Consider the following 17,413-nt stretch of genomic DNA (forward strand, 5'->3'; position numbering starts at 1 on the left):
GTCAACCCTAATCAAATTTGGGAGACTCCCTGCAAGTAAGGCTCATCGGGGAGTTTTTACACGGCTACAGTAAATGCAACGACATCCTGATACCTTTCTGTTTCTGCCATCACGAGAAGGGTGAATGGCAAAAATGCAAAGAGTCGCGTCACGCGTGTCACTAATTTATAAAACAGCGTTTCTGTTGCATCAAAAGGCGAGGTCAATTTTGCGAGACAGCCATCAGAATTGACTGATGGCTGGTGAAAAAGGCAGGCAGCTAGCGGTAGTTGACGATGACAGAATTGCTCTGCACCTTCAGCGCCGGGATCAAACGTCCTCCGCCCGGCACTTCCCAGATAAAACGCAACGGCTCTATGGCAGGAACACCGTTGAACGCCTGCGTTGTGCCATTTTCGCCGTCGATTTCCGTGCAGCGGCTCTGTGAGCAGAGGCGCACCCGCAGACCGGCTGGCGTTGGGCCAATCAGCTTGTAGTTCCACACCACGAGGCCCATCTGACCGGAAACCCCTTCAGAAGGCGACAGCGGATTAGAAGACATGGCGACACCCCGGTTGCTGAGGGTCACGCCCATGCTGCTTGCCTGCCAGCTCCCTTCCCCGGCCGCCTGAGCCGCCAGCGGGAAGAGCACAATCCATAGCCATTTACCCATTATTTTCCTCCAATCGTCGCGGTCATGCGGATATGACGGTTATCCGACAGCTCCAGATTCGACAGCACAACCAGCTGATTCAGGCTGCGGCGCAGGAAGCGCGACAGCAGCGGACGCAGCGCGTGGTTAACCAGCAGCACCGGCGGCGCGCCCAGCATCTCCTGACGTGCCAGCGCCTCCTGAGTTTGTTCCAGCAGGCGATCCGCCAGGCCAGGCTCGAGGCCGCCGCCGCCCTGCAGCGCCTGCAGCAGCAGACGCTCAAGCGGCGTATCGAGGCCAATAACCTGGACTTCGCCGGTTCCCGGGAACCACTGCTGGGTGATTGCCCGTCCCAGCGCCACACGCACTACCGCCGTAAGCTCGTGCGGATCGCTTTGCAGCGGCGCGTGCTCGGCAAGGGTTTCCAGAATGGTACGCATATCGCGGATCGGCACCTTTTCCTCGAGCAGGTTTTGCAGCACCTTGTGCAGCGTGGTTAACGTCAGCACGCCCGGCACCAGGTCTTCCGTCAGCTTCGGCATCTCCTGCGTCACGCGGTCGAGAAGCTGCTGCGCTTCCTGACGGCCAAACAGCTCTGCCGAGAATTGGCCAATCAGGTGATTAAGGTGGGTCGCCACCACGGTACTGGCTTCGACAACCGTATACCCCTGAATTTGCGCCTGCTCTTTCAGCGCACTTTCAATCCAGATGGCCGCCAGGCCAAAAGCAGGATCGACGGTCTGTTCGCCCGGCAGCGTGCCTGCTGCGGTGCCAGGGTTAATCGCCAGCCAGCGGCCCGGGTAAGCATCGCCGCTGCCAATTTCAACACCCTTCATCAGAATGCGGTAGCGCGCAGGCGGCAGATCCATATTGTCGCGGATGTGAACCACTGGCGGCAGGAAGCCCATGTCCTGGGCGAATTTTTTACGGATACTGCGGATACGGCCAAGCAGCTCGCCATCCTGCTGGAAATCCACCATTGGGATCAGGCGATACCCCACCTCCATTCCCAGGGAATCTTCCAGTTGAACGTCGTTCCACGTCGCCTCTACGGCCTGGTTGTTCTCCGGCATTTTCACCGGAACCGGATCCGCAGCCGGTTTGGCCTCACGGCCACGCATCCACCAGGCCAGGCCCAGCAACCCTGCCGTGAACAGCAGGAACACGAGGTTTGGCATCCCCGGCACCAGGCCGAGCAGGCCCAGAACAGCAGCCGCCAGCAGCATCACGCGCGGGTTACTGAAGAGCTGGCCAACCATCTGCTCGCCAACGTCCTGATCGGTACTCACGCGGGTCACAATTACACCCGCTGCAGTGGAGATCACCAGCGCCGGGATCTGCGCGACCAGACCGTCACCAATGGTCAGCAGCGTATAGCTTTCCGCCGCGTGGCCCATGTCCATACCGTGCTGCAGCACACCTACCAGCAGGCCGCCGACCACGTTAATCACCATGATCAGAATGCCCGCGATGGCATCACCGCGCACAAACTTACTCGCACCGTCCATGGAGCCGTAGAAGTCCGCTTCCTGGGTCACTTCCGCGCGGCGCTTCTTCGCCTCATCTTCGGCAATCAGCCCGGCGTTCAGGTCGGCGTCGATCGCCATCTGCTTGCCCGGCATCCCGTCCAGCACAAAACGCGCGCCCACTTCCGCGATACGCCCCGCACCTTTGGTGATAACCATAAAGTTGATGATAACGAGGATAACGAACACCACGATCCCGATAGCGAAGTTCCCGCCCACCAGGAAATGGCCGAAGGCCTCGACCACCTTACCCGCCGCTGCCGCACCGGTGTGGCCTTCCATCAGGATGATACGCGTGGAAGCCACGTTTAGCGCCAGTCGCAGCAAGGTGGTAAACAGCAGAATGGTCGGGAACGCGGCGAATTCCAGCGTGCGCTGGGTGAACATCGCCACCAGCAGCACCATAATGGACAGCGCAATATTGAAGGTGAAAAGCAGATCGAGGATGAACGCCGGGAGCGGCAGTACCATCATCGACAGAATCAACAGGATGAGGATCGGCCCGGCAAGGATCTGCCATTGAGTCGATTTCAGGTTGCCGGGCAGGCGCAACATTGCCACCAGATTAGCCATCAGTGTCCTTCTCGTTCATAAAATCCAGCGCGGCAGGCACCGGAAGGTTCTCAGGTTTGACGGGCCGTTGACCGCCGGCCAGACGCCAGCGCTTCAATTGCCATACCCAGGCCAGCACTTCCGCTACCGCGGCGTAGAGCTGTCCAGGGATTTGTTGTCCGATATCCGCGTGGCGGTAGAGAGCTCGCGCCAGCGGCGGGGCTTCCAGGATCGGCACGCGGTTTTCGGTGCCAATTTCCCGGATTCGCAGCGCAATCAACCCTGCCCCTTTCGCCACCACTTTCGGCGCGCTCATTTTGTTTTCGTCGTAGCGCAGCGCCACGGAATAGTGTGTCGGGTTGGTAACGATGACGTCCGCCTTCGGCACATCTTCCATCATGCGACGACGGGCGGCGGCACGCTGCATCTGGCGGATGCGCCCCTTCACGTGCGGGTCACCTTCCATCTGCTTATATTCGTCGCGGATGTCCTGACGTGACATCCGCAGTTTCTTGAAGTGGGAATAGAGCTGGAAAATCACGTCAAAACCCACCATCGGGATAATGCTGAGCACCACCAGCAGCGCGCAGAGCCCGACCAGGTTCAGCGCATTGCTCATCGCGGTAAGGGGCGACTCGCTGATAAGGCGCATCATTTCTGGCCAGTGATACCAGAGGAAAAACCCTGCGGAACTGCCCATCAGCACCGATTTGAGAATGGCCTTGAGCAGCTCGGCCCCGGTTTGCGCAGAGAACATTTTTGCAATGCCCGGCAGCGGGTTCAGTTTCGAAAATTTGGGTTGCAGCGATTTCCCGCTAAAGACCAGGCCGCCCAGCATCACCGGAGAGACCAGCGCCACCAGCACCACGCCGGTAATCAGGGGCAGCAGCGCAACCATGGCCCCTTTTATCAGCTGAATAATCTGGCTGAGGATAAGATTAGGGTCGTTGACCATGCTGTGGTCAAAACGTAAGCCGGTGGAGAGCATCCCCGCCAGTTTGCGGGCGAGCGACTCCCCACCCCACCAGATAATGCACACCCCTACGATAAGGATCAGCAGGGAGGTCAATTCTCGGGATCGGGGTATCTGCCCTTCCTCACGCGCTTTTTCAAGTCGGTGGGGTGTGGGGGCTTCCGTTTTGTCGTCGTTCTCTTCTGCCACAGTGCATGCTCAGCCCATTACGTCACGGGTATCATGCCAGCGCAGCGGAAATCCAATGGCGGGAAAAGCCCGTTTATTCGGGCTCTTTTCGGTGATTTTGTCGCAAACCGCCTCAGGCGGCGTAAACCCCCTGAGGCGAAATGGACAATCAGAAGCCGAGGCTGTCCAGCAGGTCGTCCACCTGGTCCTGGCTTGCCACCACGCCCGCCTTGCTGGCGTCGAGCTGTGGACCATTGAGCAGGCTTTCGTTCTCGCGTTTTGGACGGGCAGCCGGTTCCGGGATGTTCTCCAGCAGAACCATCAGCAGCTGGCGCTCTATCTCCTGGATAACATCCATCATGCGTTTGATCACCTGACCGGTCAGGTCCTGGAAATCCTGCGCCATCATGATGTCCAGCAGCTGGGCGTTGGTGAAGCTGGTGTGGCCCGGCACATCCCCCAGGTACTGACGGGTATCCGTAACCAGTTCGCGGGCATCCGCCAGCTCGATAGGGTTCTCAAACCACTCATCCCAGCGTTTGCTCAGCGCTTTCGCCCCCTTTTCCATCGCATCCTGGTGCGGCTGTGACGCTTCAACGCTGTTCAGCGCGCGTTCAGCCGCCTGAGCGGTCATCTGCACAACGTAGTCCAGACGGTCACGTGCGTCAGGAATGGCTTCCGCCGCTTCGGCAATGGCCTGATCCAGCCCCAGCTCGCGCAGGCTGTCACGCAGCATGCGCGTCAGGCTGCCGATGCGGACGATGATATCGCTCGGCGAGTGTTCTTCAACGGGTTTCATAGCAGGTTGCAACATTTCCATCACCTCACATGCCGAGTTTCTCGAAGATCTTGCCGAGCTTCTCTTCCAGGGTCGCCGCGGTGAATGGCTTCACCACGTAGCCGCTTGCGCCTGCCTGTGCAGCAGCAATGATGTTCTCTTTTTTCGCTTCTGCCGTGACCATGAGCACCGGCATAGAGGCCATACCCGCGTCTGCACGAATGGTTTTCAGCAGCTCCAGACCGTCCATGTTTGGCATGTTCCAGTCGGAGATCACAAAACCAAACCCGCCAGCCTGCAGTTTGTTCAACGCATCAACGCCGTCTTCTGCTTCTTCAACGTTGTTGAACCCCAGCTCTTTCAGCAGGTTGCGCACAATGCGACGCATGGTGGAAAAGTCATCCACAACCAAAAACTTAAGCTCTTTATCCGCCATAAAATAATACTCCTGAGTCAAATACGTATTGCCTGTCCGGCACTGATTTTCGCCAGCATCTGCTGGCTTACCTGGCTAAGATCGACCACTTCGCTCACGCCACCCATATTGATGGCCTCGCGCGGCATGCCGAACACCACACAACTTGCTTCATTCTGCGCAATCGTCCAGGCGCCAGCCTGGTGCATTGCAAGCATTCCGGCGGCCCCGTCGTTGCCCATCCCCGTCAGGATCACCCCAACGGCGTTGCGCCCCGCATGTTTCGCCACCGAATGAAACAGCACATCCACCGACGGACGGTGCCGGTTAACCGGCGGTCCGTCATGAATTTTGATTTGATAGTTAGCGCCGCTGCGCGCCAGCTCCATATGCTTGTCCCCCGGCGCGATATACGCATGTCCCGGGAGCACACGCTCGCCGTCTTCCGCCTCTTTCACGCTGATCTGGCACAGCTTATTCAGGCGTTCGGCGAAGGAACGGGTAAAGCCAGGCGGCATATGTTGAGTGATCAGAATACCCGGACTTGAAAGCGGCAATGGCTGGAGTACATGACGAATTGCCTCTGTTCCTCCGGTTGACGCTCCAATGACCAGCAGTTTTTCCGAGCTGAGTAACGGTCCGGCCTTCAGGGTTGCCGGCGCGGCCATCGGTTTGTGGGCCGCGAGCTTCGCGCGCGATGCGGTACGGATTTTCTCCGCGATCATCTCGCTGTAGGCCAGCATCCCCTCGCGAATGCCGAGCTGCGGTTTGGTGACAAAATCCACCGCCCCCAGCTCCAGCGCGCGCAGGGTGATCTCCGATCCTTTCCCGGTCAGGGAGGAGACCATCACCACCGGCATGGGCCGCAGCCGCATCAATTTCTCCAGGAAATCTATGCCATCCATGCGCGGCATTTCGACATCCAGCGTTAGCACGTCGGGGTTATATTTTTTAATTAAATCCCGCGCTACCAGCGGATCTGGCGCTGTGGCCACCATCTCCATGTCGCTGTGGCTATTGATGATTTCAGTCATGATCTGACGCATCAGCGCTGAATCATCGACAGACAATACCCTGATTTTACTCATGCTTTTTCCTTACTCAGCGCATATACCGTTTGCCCACGCAGGCTAAACTCACGCGCGAGGTTGCTGAAGTTTTCCGAGTGCCCGGCAAACAGTAAACCGTCAGGCTTGAGCAACGGAACAAACCGACGCAGAATGTCCTGTTGCGTCGTTTTATCAAAATAAATCATGACGTTACGGCAAAAAATGGCGTCGAAAGGCCCCGGCACGTTGTACTGCTTATCCAGCAGGTTAACGGGCGCGAATTCGACGCAGTTCGCCAGCTCCTGGCGTACGCGTACCAGGCCTTCATGCGGGCCCGTCCCGCGCATGAAGTAACGCTGCAGCTGCTGCGGCGACAGCGTTTTCAGCTCGTCCTGGCGATACACGCCGTTACGCGCCTTCTCCAGCACCTCGGTGTCAATATCGCTGGCGTAGACTTTCCAGCGTCCCGGCGCCATGCCCAGCGTATCGGCAAGGGTGATCGCCAGCGAGTACGGCTCTTCACCCGTCGAGGCGGCCGCACTCCAGACGCGATACTCCCCGGAACGACGGCGCGCATGATCTGCCAGTACCGGAAAGTGGTGAGCTTCACGGAAAAAGGCCGTCAGGTTGGTGGTTAACGAGTTAATAAAAGCCTGCCACTCTGCGCTGTTCTGGTTCGCTTCAAGCATGCTCAGATAGCGACCAAAATCATCCAGCCCCAGCGTACGCAAGCGCCGCACCAGTCGGTTGTAGACCATGTCGCGCTTATGATCCGCAAGCACGATCCCCGCACGCTGGTAGATTAACTGACATATCCGACGAAAATGCGCGTCGGACAGCGCGAGGCGCTGTGTCATCTGCAACAATAATGACGTTTGCCCAGGGGGCATTGGTGATGTCATAGCGCCTTCTTAATTACATTCAGGATACAACTGGCACGGCCTGCGACCGTCCGACTTCTGTTACTGCTTCAACGTGCTCTTTCACATTAAATACCGCGACCAGCCCGGTGAGACGATCCGCCTGGCTGGCCAGCTGATCGGTTGCCGCTGCCGCTTCCTCAACTAACGAGGCGTTCTGTTGCGTCACCTGATCCATCTGGCTGACGGCCTGAGCAACCTGCTCTATCCCCCGACGCTGTTCGTCCGACGCCGAGGCAATTTCGCCCATGATGTCGTTCACCCGCGTGACGGAGGTAACGATTTCGTGCATGGTATGCGCCGCCGTATCCACCAGGGCAGACCCCTGCTGAACGCGCGAGACCGACTCTTCGATCAGCACCTTAATCTCTTTCGCCGCGTTGGCGCTGCGGCTCGCCAGGTTACGCACTTCCCCCGCCACCACCGCAAATCCGCGCCCTTGCTCACCGGCGCGCGCCGCTTCAACGGCGGCATTCAGCGCCAGAATGTTGGTCTGGAACGCGATACCGTCAATCACGCTGATGATGTCACCAATCTTCTGCGAGCTGGCGGCGATCTCCTGCATGGTGCTGGCGACATGGGACGCCTGGTCGCCGCCTTTCTTCGCCGTCATCGCCGCCTGTTTTGACAGGTCAGACGCCTGACGCGCGTTATCGGCATTCTGGCTTACCGTCGCGGTCAGCTGTTCCATGCTGGCCGCCGTCTGCGCCAGCGAGGCCGCCTGCTGCTCAGTGCGGGATGAGAGATCGTTGTTACCCGCCGCAATCTCTGAGATCCCGGTGTGCATGGCATAGCTGCCCTGCCGCACGTCGCTCACCGTTTCGCGCAGCGACCCCTGCATCGCCTTCAGGCTGGCAAAGATCGCCGAAATTTCATTCTTGCCATACACGGCAACCGGACGCGCCAGATCGCCTTTTGCGATACTGTCGAAGTGGCTGCTGATGATGGCCAGCGGCTGCACGATCATTCTGCGCGCCCAAAGCAGCGCCCCGCCGGTCAGTAACCCCGCCAGAATCACGACGACGGCAAAGATTACGCCCGACATGTGATAGCTGGTACGGCTCGCTTCACCGGCGCGCAGAACCGACTGGTTAATGTCCTGCTGCCACGCGTCAAAGCTGCCGTCAAACGCCGCCTGAGACGCCTGGACCGGAGCGGTCATGAAGTCCGAAAGCTGGTTGTTCTCAAGCCAGGTCGCCTGGTGGTCCAGGTCGCCATACCACTGCTCAAAATTCTTCTTCATGGCGGCCTTCAGCGCTTTCTCTTTCTCGCTGTCGGCAGCCTGCGCCGTAAAGGCTTTAAACTGCGCGTCGGCCTGTTTCAGGCTCGCGCGGGCGGTTGCCATCAGCGCCTTAATGTCATCCGGCGGATAACTCAGCGCGGTTAAGGTTCCCGCCTTGTTCAGCGCCGTGCTTGCCTGTAACAGCACGGCACGCGTTTGTGCCAGTGCGGAGCGCTGTTGATTACTCGCCTCAACGTCCTGCAAATTCTGATAGCCATCGCGAAACGCCCAAAAAGACAACCCGTTACTGCCAACCTGCAACACACCGCAAAGGATCAGAATCAAAAACAGTGTGGTCGAGATACGAATACGATTTAACATCCACGCTCCCATCAAGCGGCAAGCAGCCGCGGTTTAATTGTCAGTCAAAATGTTTCCCAGTTTTCATCTTGTCCGGTCGTCGCGGTGCGGGTACGGTTTGCAGCCGGTTCAGCGGCTGGCGCGCGATACGTCGCCTGCGGGGTGACCGTGTTTCCAGCGAGTGAAGCGAGACGAAACGCCGAGACGGCCATCTTCAGACGGCTCGCCTGGTCTTCCAGCGCAGCGGCCGCCGCAGCGGACTCCTGCACCAGCGCGGCGTTTTGTTGTGTCACGCGGTCCATTTCCGATACCGCCAGGGCAACCTGGTCGATACCACGACTCTGCTCATCAGACGCAGAGGCGATTTCACCCATGATGTCCGTCACGCGGGTAACGGCATTCACGATGTCATTCATGGTTTCCCCGGCGCTTTCCACCAGCACGGAGCCGGTATCCACGCGGGAGACGGAATCTTCAATCAGGGATTTGATCTCTTTTGCCGCATTGGCGCTGCGGCTGGCCAGGTTGCGCACTTCCCCGGCCACCACGGCAAACCCGCGCCCCTGCTCTCCGGCACGCGCGGCTTCCACGGCGGCGTTGAGCGCGAGGATGTTGGTCTGGAAGGCAATGCCGTCGATGACGCTGATAATGTCAGCGATTTTCTTCGAGCTGTCGGCGATTTCATGCATGGTTTTCACCACGCCATCCACCACGCGACCGCCGCGCTGCGCGGTCTCGGAGGCGCTTTCCGCCAGCTGCGAGGCCTGACGGGCGTTATCGGCGTTCTGCTTCACGGTTGCGGTGAGCTGCTCCATGCTGGCGGCCGTCTCCTCCAGCGCAGAGGCCTGCTGCTCGGTACGGGAGGAGAGATCGTTATTCCCCATCGCGATTTCGCTGGTGCCGGTATAGATAGCCTCGGATCCGTTACGCACGTTGGCAACGGTCTCGATTAACGAGCGCTGCATGTGGTCAACGCTGTTGGCCAGCTCGGTGATCTCATTACGCCCGGTAGCGGTCAGCGTTTTGGTCAGATCGCCAGAGGCAATCTCGCGGATATGCGCAATCACGCGGCCAAGCGGGTTGAGAAGGATATGGCGAATGCCGTACCAGACCGCCACCAGCACAATGACCAGCGCCAGAGCCAGCACGGCCATCTGCCATTTCGCAAAACGGTAGTCATTCTGGCTTTCCGTAAAGGCCGAGTGGTACAGATCGCCGCTGGCCTTCGCGTATTCCCCCAGCGCCGCGCCGAGTGCGTTTTGCATCCCCTGCGTCGGCTGTGCGAAGTAGGCGTCCATGTTGCCGCTCTCCAGGAACTGGATCAGCTCCGTCAGCCCGGCATAGTAGGCGTTGTATTTTTCGTCAATGTTCTGGCTCACCTGCGCCATCGCGGGCTGCGGAGTGATTTTTTTAAAGGCATCGTAGTGTTTTGCCGCGTCAGCCAGAGTGCCGCGCGCATTTTTCAGCAGATCGGTTTTCGCACTGCTCTGCTGATTGTTCGGATCCATCATCATGCGCGCGGATGAACGGCTCAGGTTGATACGCGTTTGCAGCATCAGATCCCACGTTGACGTGAGCTCACTCTGTTGCAGGCGGAGATCGTTCGAGGCCGCGAAGCTGTCCTGATTCTGTTTTAACGACGAGAAAAAAAGCCCGCCGGAGATAAGCTGAAGTAGTGCGAAAATGACCAGCACCATCATGAGCATTGTGACAACGCGGATACGGTTCAACATACAACACCTTCTCATAGATTTATTAACGGTGTTATCGGCACAGGCCACAGGAACTTTACATTTGCGAAAGGGAAAAGCGCGGGGTTAAAACGCGACGTCAACGATCAGCGTATCGGTGTAGGTGCCGGCGGGCGGCGTGGCCTGACTGGTCAGGACTTTGGCGGTGTAATTGTAGGTCCGCAGTAAACCGTCAGAGCTGACCTGCGACGAGGTCGCGCTGGTCCAGCGCTCGGCGCCGCTGCCGCCCCAGCGGTTGGTTGTGGCTTCTTTATAGATGTCATAACTCAGGGTGTTACTGCCGCTTACCATCCGGCGGACATTATTGAGAGCATTGGCACCGTTATTAATGCCGATGGTGTAGGTGCTGCCTTTGGTGCAGGTGACGGCAATAGCCTGGGAAACAGTGGGGAAACTTTGCACCAGCGGCGCGCTGGTAAAGTTCACGTCCGGCGTGGTCATGGCGCTGCAGTCATTGGTGACGTTCATGTTAAGCAGAATGCTGGTCGTTGCGGTGCCCGACTGGGGAGATGTACACAGGCTTCCAAGACCGACGGCGCAGACGTTGTAGTTGATGCTGAAAGTCAGCAGCACCTGGTAGGGACCGGCAGATACGTTTTGTCCGGGGACGGTGCGAAAATAGAGCGGTATGTTGTACCGCTTTGACCCGAGCAACCCCAGCAGTGTGTTCCCGCTCCAGGTATACGCTTTGCTTATCTGCACCTCGCTGCTGCTCGCGCACCCGGATAATCCGCACAGCCGGGTGGGGATCACGTCCGTGATGGCCGCGTTATCCGTACGCTTCATGGTGGCGCGGCTGTTGCCCGAAACCGATGCCGAGGTGTAGTTCAGCGTCACCGAGTCGCTGGTCAGGATGTTGAGCACGGCATCACACGCCACCACCAGCGTGCCGGTGGTTTCCACCTCCCCGGTTCCGCTGAGCGCGAACGACGTGACGCTGCCAAACGACGCATTAACCGTACTAACGGTACACGCCGCCCAGCCACCGCCGGAGAACAGCAGCAGCATCAACAGCAGCAGGCGCGTCATGGACCCTCCCGACAAACCAGCGGACCGTAGGTTTGCAGCTTATGTTCCGGATTGGCCCCCACCGTCAGGGTCGCCGTGCAGCGCTTCCCGCCAGGGGTAATCACCTCAAGCGGGTTCACATCGCTGAGGTTTTCCAGCCAGGCGATGCCGTCATACCCCACCACCGCATTGCTGCGTGACGCGCGTCGAACCTGGCTTCCCACCGGGATCGCCTGGCCCTGCGCATCGTGCAGAATGACGCTTGCCACCCGCTCCTGCTCCATCGGGAAGTCCACCAGATAGCCGCTGTGACGGCGAATGGCGATCCGCCGCTCGGTCTCTTTCAGCCGGGTATCCGCCGGCAGATTCAGCGTGTCGATCCGGTAGCTCGCCGGATAATAGGCCGATACCCCGCTGACCAGCAGGTAGCCGTTGTTATTCGTTTTGCCGACGGGCTGGTTCTCGTAGCTGACAGGCACGTCCGGGTGCCCGTCGGTGCTGATCACCACAAACGCATCGTTGATTTTGTTCGCCGCAAACAGCTCGCCGTCCATCAGCACAACGGCGCCCATCGCTTCGCCCCACCAGGTCATGGACTCTCTTTCACCATAGCCGCCGCCCTGCAGTTCAATGTTGTTATTGCGCCAGCCCAGGGTTCCCTGTTGATAATCACGCGAGCGCGACTGGTTGGCCCAGGCCATGTTCCAGCTAAACCCGCCGTCAGAAGGCATAGAGTGGTTGTAGTTAATGCGCTGCGTGCTGCCTGCATCCGGGGTGTTTTCAACGGTGACGGCAACGCTGTCCCGTACCCCCAACGGAACCTGCAGCGACAGCGCAACCGTCCAGTCCCCACGCTGCTGGTCCCGGCTGCCGGCCAGGTAAATGCTGCTCGCCCCCCACAGATTGCGGCTCCAGGAGAGATTGAGCAGCTCCGTTTTTTGGCTGTCAAAACTCTCCACGCCAATCCAGGCCGCGCCGATATTGCCGTACTGTCCCAGATTGAAGGTCAGAGAATACTGGTCCGTATTGCGGCTAAAGCTGGCGATAGGCCGGTTATTTTCGTCATACACCGTCGGCTGATCGTAGAGCGCCAGGTTGCCGAAGCCGCGATCGCGACGGGTGTGCTGGGTGGCGATGCTAAATTCGCTGGTGCTGTACTGATAACCCCAGTTAATTTGCCCGCCGACGTCTCCGCGCATGCGGCTTTGTGAGTAAGCGGTATTCACCACGCCAAACCGCCCGAGTTTTATCACCGTCCCCGCCCCGCCCAGCGCCAGTTCTTCTGCTCCTTCGGCGTGGCCCTCCAGCGTCAGCCAGTCGGTTAGCCCGTAACGATACGAACCGCTGCCTGCCGCAGGACCATAGTCAAAATTTCTGATGCCGTAATTCCGCCGCAGGCTGCCAAGCGTCACGGCGCCGTCGCTCAGCCCCTGCTTAAGCAAATCGCTGGTGACGTAAAACGGCAGCGTGGTACTCACCTGACGCCCCAGCGCATCGGTGGTGACCAGTACCGCATCCCCCGCCCCGTTGATATAAGGTAAATTGGTCAGGGTGAAGGGGCCCGGCTGGAGCTGGGTGGAGCCGGAGCGATAGCCGTTGATGAAGAGATCCACCGAGGTAGGCACCGCCGCCTCTCCCGAGAACTCCGGCAGCGGCCATGTCACCAGGTCCGGGCGCAGGGAGAAATCGCGTCCGTAGCTAATGCCGCCCATCCGCACGCTGGAGCTCCAGCTCAGGGCATCGCTGATCACGTCACCGGCGCTCCAGGTGGTCGCATCATCTTCATTGGTGATCAGCAGCGTGGTGTCATAGCGGACATAGCCTTCCTGCTGGCCGTCGTTGCCGGTGAAATTTTTTCGGGCATAGCCGGTGGAGGAGAACGAGCCGTTCTCATTGAAGTAGCGGAACTCGTGCCAGAGCGACGCCTGACCGCCAATATGTTCCGCATGGTTGGTATAGAAATCATAATTGAGCAGCGCCCCGCGCCCGTAATGCGGTTTGGGCTGCGCCGCTTGCGCGCCAAAAGGGGTCACGCGGGCGGTGACCCAGTCGCGGGGAACGGTCAGCAGGAGGCGCTGCGCGGCGCTGTCGTACTCCACCCGAACCTGACTAAGCGTGGTGAGATCCACCTCTCCGGCGGGCACATGCTCCGGGGGAAGCCCCGCGCGCAGCAAATCGGCGCTGGAGATAAAGAAAGCGCCTTGACGCTGCGTCACGGGCACCACCAGGCCGGTGTCGTAGTGGTTAAGCACGAGGGCAAGCTGAAACACCGCCTCATCGTTTAACGCCTGCGCCTGCGGAGGCGGTGGCAAACTGTCGTCACCGGGATCGGCCCAGGTCGTGGCGCTGACGCAAAGCAGTATCATTATTGCCGGCTTCAGTTGACGGGGGGCGACTGCCATTGTTCGTCCCTGGCATTAATCTGCGCGCTCATCCTGTCTGGCTGACGTACGCCAGCGGGTATCGGCCAGCTGCGCGTGCTGTCCGGAAGAACGTAACCCAGCAACCCTTCCGCGACGGTGCGTTTCTGTCCCCCCTGCTCCAGTGACACCTGGCTCAGTCTGACATGGACATCCCCCCGATTCCGGACTTCAAGTGCAGGCTGTCCCTCCGCTTGCGTCACCCGCCAGCTCAGGTTTTGGGTCTCCACCAGCGCGTGGTGCGCCCCCTCTTTTATTGTCGGGATCCCCTGCCCGTAGACAAACAGCGGGATGGAGTAACGCATCTGTAATTTGAGGCCAATGGAAGGTTCGGCCTTCGCGTCAGGCTGGGGAATTTCGTCCACGATGATGCGGTAGGCTTGCTCGACGCCCGCAGGCACCGCGCCCTGTTTAATCAAACGAATCAGCTGCTTATTGCCCTTCTGGATGGTGACAATCGGCGGGCTGGCGACCACATCCTGCTGCGCGCTATAGCGTTCATAACCGCCCTCCTGCTTCCAGCGCACAATGCGCACCTGCATGGTCGTCGCGCTGTTTCCCTGATTCTGGATCCATAGCTCCGTGGCTCTGGCGTCGGCGTCAAGCCACGGATCGATGGGCCAGAGCAGGATGGTCGCTGCCGCCTGCGCCTGTCCGGATGCTGCAATGCCTGCCAGAACACCCGCCAGACACAGACGCCTGATAAATGGCTTCATCGCCTCTCTCCCTTTATTACCATGACAAGGTCACGGTGAGCTGATCGGAATACGTTCCTGCCGGGCTAAATCCGGTCAGTAGCGCCACGCCAAAAAGCGGCAGCGCGATGTTATTGCTGTTGGTATAGGTCACCGGTATCGCCTGGTTGACACCAATTTCGCTGTTCGCCGCCAGCGAACTGCTGCTGTAGAGCCGATAGGGGACCATTTCCGTCCCGTTTGCGCGTTTCATTCGGCGAACGGATGAATAATTCTGACCGCCATTAATACTCATGCTCAGCGCCACGCCGGGCGTGCAGGCGATGGACAAGGCTCCGTTCGGCACAAAGCTGGTGCTCACCGGCGCGCTTTCTACGCCGTTATGAGTGCCAAAATCCAGCGTACCGAGAAGCCCCCCGCTGCCGGTAGCGACCGCGCAGCCCGGTACGATGATCGCGCTGACCTTAAACGACTGCGAGGTCACCGCGTTTGCCGGGGAAACCATCAATAGCCCGAGCACCAGCGCGGCAAAAGGCTGCACGGATCCCTCTGCGCAGTTGCGCAGACATATAAAAGATGCCCTCATGGCAGTGCTGGTCTAATAGGTCACGCTGACGTTAATCGTGTCTGTGTAAGTGCCCGGAACCACCGTCACGCTGTTACCGCCGCCGGTAATGCGTCCGTACAGGGTATAGCTGTCCACCCCGCCCGCCGTGGAAGTTATCGGCAGCGCAGCGTTATTCGCAATCAAGGTATTAAACCCGCTGTCGCTGTACAGGCTGTACGCCACGCCCTGCGCTGCGTTGGCCGTATTCACCAGATAGCGCTCTGGCGTACCGGGCGAGCCGACAACGGAGCCGGGCGCGGTGGAGTGGGTATTCCCGGTGATCGCCACCGTATAGCTGGCGGTCGTACATTGAATGGTGAAGGTGTTTCCGCCGCTGGCACCGCTCAGCTGCGTCGTAAGAGTGGAAAAGGTAGCCGGATGGGTACCGAAATCGAGCGTACCGAAGTTAATGCCGCTTTGCGCGGGCGATCCATTAATCAGGCAGCCGTTTGTCAGCGTCAGCGTGGCACCAATGGTGCCGTTGCTGGTGACCGCCAGCGCCTGATGGGCCGTTGTCGCAGTCAGCAACGCGCCTGCGCAGATCAAAAGAAGTTTTCTTTTCATTTACCACCCTCCAGAAGACGTCTCCGTTCCCTTGCGACATTTTATTTTTAACGTTCAAGATGTTAGCCCCGCTTAACGTTCCTCAGAGGGGGGTTACTGAGAATTTAGTTTACGGATATCGCTTCGACCACCCGCGACGCGCAGAGACAAACCAATGTCTTATTGACAGTTATTTTGTTTAAAAATCAGAAAGTTAAAACAGAAGAAAGAAAAAAAATCACTGCGAAAACTGAGGATATATCCACTAAAGTGTGATAAGCATCACAATATATCGTCACGCCAATAACAACAAAACTAATAAAAATTAAAAATGAGTTGTATCCCCCTACGCTTTGCGTCAATTTATGTGCCGAATATTTTCCCGCGCAGTAATAAAAAATTTATATGTATCGGCGCGGGCTACATCTGAAGCGCATAGAGGGTCTTTTTTCGTGGCAAGTGCAAACAAACTCACACTCTTCATCGTGATATTCATGCTGGCGGGTATTCTTTCAGGGGCGGCAATTCACGAGTACGCATCTGTGGATGCCATCAAAGCCTGGTCGGATAATATTACCCTTCTGACCGATATTTTCCTCCGTCTGATCAAAATGGTCATTGCGCCGCTGGTCTTCAGCACGCTGACCGTAGGCATTATGAAGCTGGGTGAAACCTCTACCATTGGTCGTGTGGGCGGCAAAGCGATGGTGTGGTTTATTAGCTCATCCGTGCTTTCTATTCTGGTTGGTCTGTTTATCGTCACGCTGGAGCATCCCGGAAGCGGCCTGAACCTGACTATTCCAACCGAGGCGGTGGATACCGGTCTGGCCGTGGGCGGGATGACGCTGAAAGCGTTCCTGTCTCACACCATTCCAACCAGCATCGCAGGGGCGATGTCGAACAATGAGATCCTGCAGATTGTGGTGTTCTCAATGTTCTTCGGCATCGGCGGCGCATCGCTGGGGCAGAAATTCAACGCGCCGCTGGTTGCCGCGCTGGATGTGGTTTCCCATATCATGCTGAAGGTAACGGGTTACGTGATGTACGTTGCGCCGCTGGCCATCTTCGCGGCGATCTCCTCCGTCATTGCCACGCAGGGTCTGGGCATCCTGCTGAACTACGCCTCCTTTATTGGCGGCTACTATGTTGCCATCCTGCTCACCTGCATGGTGCTGCTGGCCGTAGGCTACATGGTGTTGAAAAAAGAGGTGTTTCGCCTGGTCAGCATGCTGAAAGATCCGGTACTGGTTGCGTTCACCACCAGCAGTTCTGAAGCGGCCTACCCTAAAACGCTGGAACAGCTGGAGCGCTTTGGCTGCTCGCGCAATATCGCCTCTTTCGTTCTGCCGATTGGCTACTCCTTCAACCTGGTGGGGTCGATGGTGTACTGCTCGTTTGCCTCAATGTTTATCGCTCAGGCGTACAACATTCACCTGAGCTTCTCTGAGGTAACGGTCCTGATGCTGACTCTGATGCTGGCGTCAAAAGGGATTGCGGGCGTGCCGCGTTCATCCCTGGTGGTGCTGGCCGCGACGATCCCGAGCTTTAACATTCCAGTGGCGGGCATTCTGCTGCTGATGGGGATTGACCACTTCCTGGATATGGGTCGTTCCGCAATTAACGTGCTGGGGAACGGGATAGCGACGGCGATGCTCTCGCAGAACGAAGGCGCTCGCGAAGCGGAAGCTGAGCTGGTAGAGCAGGAAGCGTAGGGCATGAAAAAGCCGGGTGGCGGCTTCGCCTTACCCGGCCTACAAATGGCTCGAACACGTAGGCCGGGTAAGCGTCAGCACCA

General features: G+C 58.5%; 15 protein-coding genes. 1 reads left to right on the plus strand and 14 read right to left on the minus strand.

What is annotated here, in order from left to right; translation table 11 throughout:
- Positions 1–259 precede the first annotated feature (259 nt).
- The 14 genes from flhE to MX657_RS13850 all read right to left on the minus strand — a co-directional run bounded on the left by flhE (position 260) and on the right by MX657_RS13850 (position 15,639).
- Positions 260–652 carry a flagellar protein FlhE gene (gene flhE, locus MX657_RS13785; protein ID WP_080329478.1) on the minus strand — a complete coding sequence of 131 codons (393 nt, stop codon included), beginning with the start codon at positions 650–652 and terminating at the stop codon, positions 260–262.
- Positions 652–2,730, minus strand: a complete 2,079-nt coding sequence (gene flhA, locus MX657_RS13790; protein ID WP_080329479.1) for a flagellar biosynthesis protein FlhA — start codon at positions 2,728–2,730, stop codon at positions 652–654. The genes flhE and flhA overlap by 1 nt, the downstream gene beginning before the upstream one ends.
- Positions 2,723–3,871, minus strand: coding sequence for a flagellar biosynthesis protein FlhB (flhB, locus tag MX657_RS13795; RefSeq protein WP_041909432.1), 1,149 nt, complete (start codon positions 3,869–3,871; stop codon positions 2,723–2,725). Before flhB ends, flhA begins: the two co-directional genes overlap by 8 nt.
- Positions 3,872–4,019: 148 nt before the next feature.
- Positions 4,020–4,664 (minus strand): protein phosphatase CheZ, encoded by a 645-nt coding sequence (gene cheZ / locus MX657_RS13800; RefSeq protein WP_023312251.1) that lies wholly within the window; start codon positions 4,662–4,664, stop codon positions 4,020–4,022.
- A 10-nt stretch (positions 4,665–4,674) separates the two neighbouring features.
- Positions 4,675–5,064, minus strand: coding sequence for a chemotaxis response regulator CheY (cheY, locus tag MX657_RS13805; RefSeq protein ID WP_008500431.1), 390 nt, complete (start codon positions 5,062–5,064; stop codon positions 4,675–4,677).
- 17 nt (positions 5,065–5,081) lie between these two features.
- Positions 5,082–6,131 (minus strand): protein-glutamate methylesterase/protein-glutamine glutaminase, encoded by a 1,050-nt coding sequence (locus MX657_RS13810; protein ID WP_014884341.1) that lies wholly within the window; start codon positions 6,129–6,131, stop codon positions 5,082–5,084.
- Entirely contained in the window at positions 6,128–6,994 is an 867-nt protein-coding gene (gene cheR, locus MX657_RS13815; RefSeq protein WP_080329484.1) for a protein-glutamate O-methyltransferase CheR, read from the minus strand. The genes MX657_RS13810 and cheR overlap by 4 nt, the downstream gene beginning before the upstream one ends.
- Positions 6,995–7,013: 19 nt before the next feature.
- Positions 7,014–8,615 carry a methyl-accepting chemotaxis protein IV gene (gene tap / locus MX657_RS13820; RefSeq protein ID WP_119915921.1) on the minus strand — a complete coding sequence of 534 codons (1,602 nt, stop codon included), beginning with the start codon at positions 8,613–8,615 and terminating at the stop codon, positions 7,014–7,016.
- A gap of 44 nt (positions 8,616–8,659) precedes the next feature.
- Positions 8,660–10,327: a methyl-accepting chemotaxis protein II gene (gene tar / locus MX657_RS13825; RefSeq protein WP_119915922.1), complete on the minus strand. Its 1,668-nt coding sequence runs from the start codon at positions 10,325–10,327 to the stop codon at positions 8,660–8,662.
- 84 nt (positions 10,328–10,411) lie between these two features.
- Complete coding sequence (locus MX657_RS13830; RefSeq protein ID WP_080329487.1) at positions 10,412–11,374, minus strand: Csu type fimbrial protein; 963 nt, start codon at positions 11,372–11,374, stop codon at positions 10,412–10,414.
- Positions 11,371–13,755 carry a fimbria/pilus outer membrane usher protein gene (locus tag MX657_RS13835; RefSeq protein ID WP_346805986.1) on the minus strand — a complete coding sequence of 795 codons (2,385 nt, stop codon included), beginning with the start codon at positions 13,753–13,755 and terminating at the stop codon, positions 11,371–11,373. Before MX657_RS13835 ends, MX657_RS13830 begins: the two co-directional genes overlap by 4 nt.
- On the minus strand, positions 13,731–14,489 hold the full coding sequence (locus MX657_RS13840) for a fimbrial biogenesis chaperone (protein WP_346805987.1): 759 nt from the start codon (positions 14,487–14,489) through the stop codon (positions 13,731–13,733). Before MX657_RS13840 ends, MX657_RS13835 begins: the two co-directional genes overlap by 25 nt.
- A gap of 16 nt (positions 14,490–14,505) precedes the next feature.
- Positions 14,506–15,054: a Csu type fimbrial protein gene (locus MX657_RS13845; protein ID WP_119915925.1), complete on the minus strand. Its 549-nt coding sequence runs from the start codon at positions 15,052–15,054 to the stop codon at positions 14,506–14,508.
- A 12-nt stretch (positions 15,055–15,066) separates the two neighbouring features.
- The gene (locus MX657_RS13850) at positions 15,067–15,639 is read right to left on the minus strand and encodes a Csu type fimbrial protein (RefSeq protein ID WP_346805988.1); all 573 of its coding nucleotides are present in this window, start codon (positions 15,637–15,639) and stop codon (positions 15,067–15,069) included.
- A gap of 431 nt (positions 15,640–16,070) precedes the next feature.
- On the opposite strand from MX657_RS13850, the gene MX657_RS13855 reads away from it, so the two are divergent.
- The gene (locus MX657_RS13855; protein ID WP_217478857.1) at positions 16,071–17,330 is read left to right on the plus strand and encodes a dicarboxylate/amino acid:cation symporter; all 1,260 of its coding nucleotides are present in this window, start codon (positions 16,071–16,073) and stop codon (positions 17,328–17,330) included.
- The last annotated feature ends 83 nt before the right edge of the window (positions 17,331–17,413 follow it).

Origin of the sequence: Enterobacter chuandaensis, from assembly GCF_039718975.1 — a bacterium.
GTDB classification, from domain to species: domain Bacteria; phylum Pseudomonadota; class Gammaproteobacteria; order Enterobacterales; family Enterobacteriaceae; genus Enterobacter; species Enterobacter chuandaensis.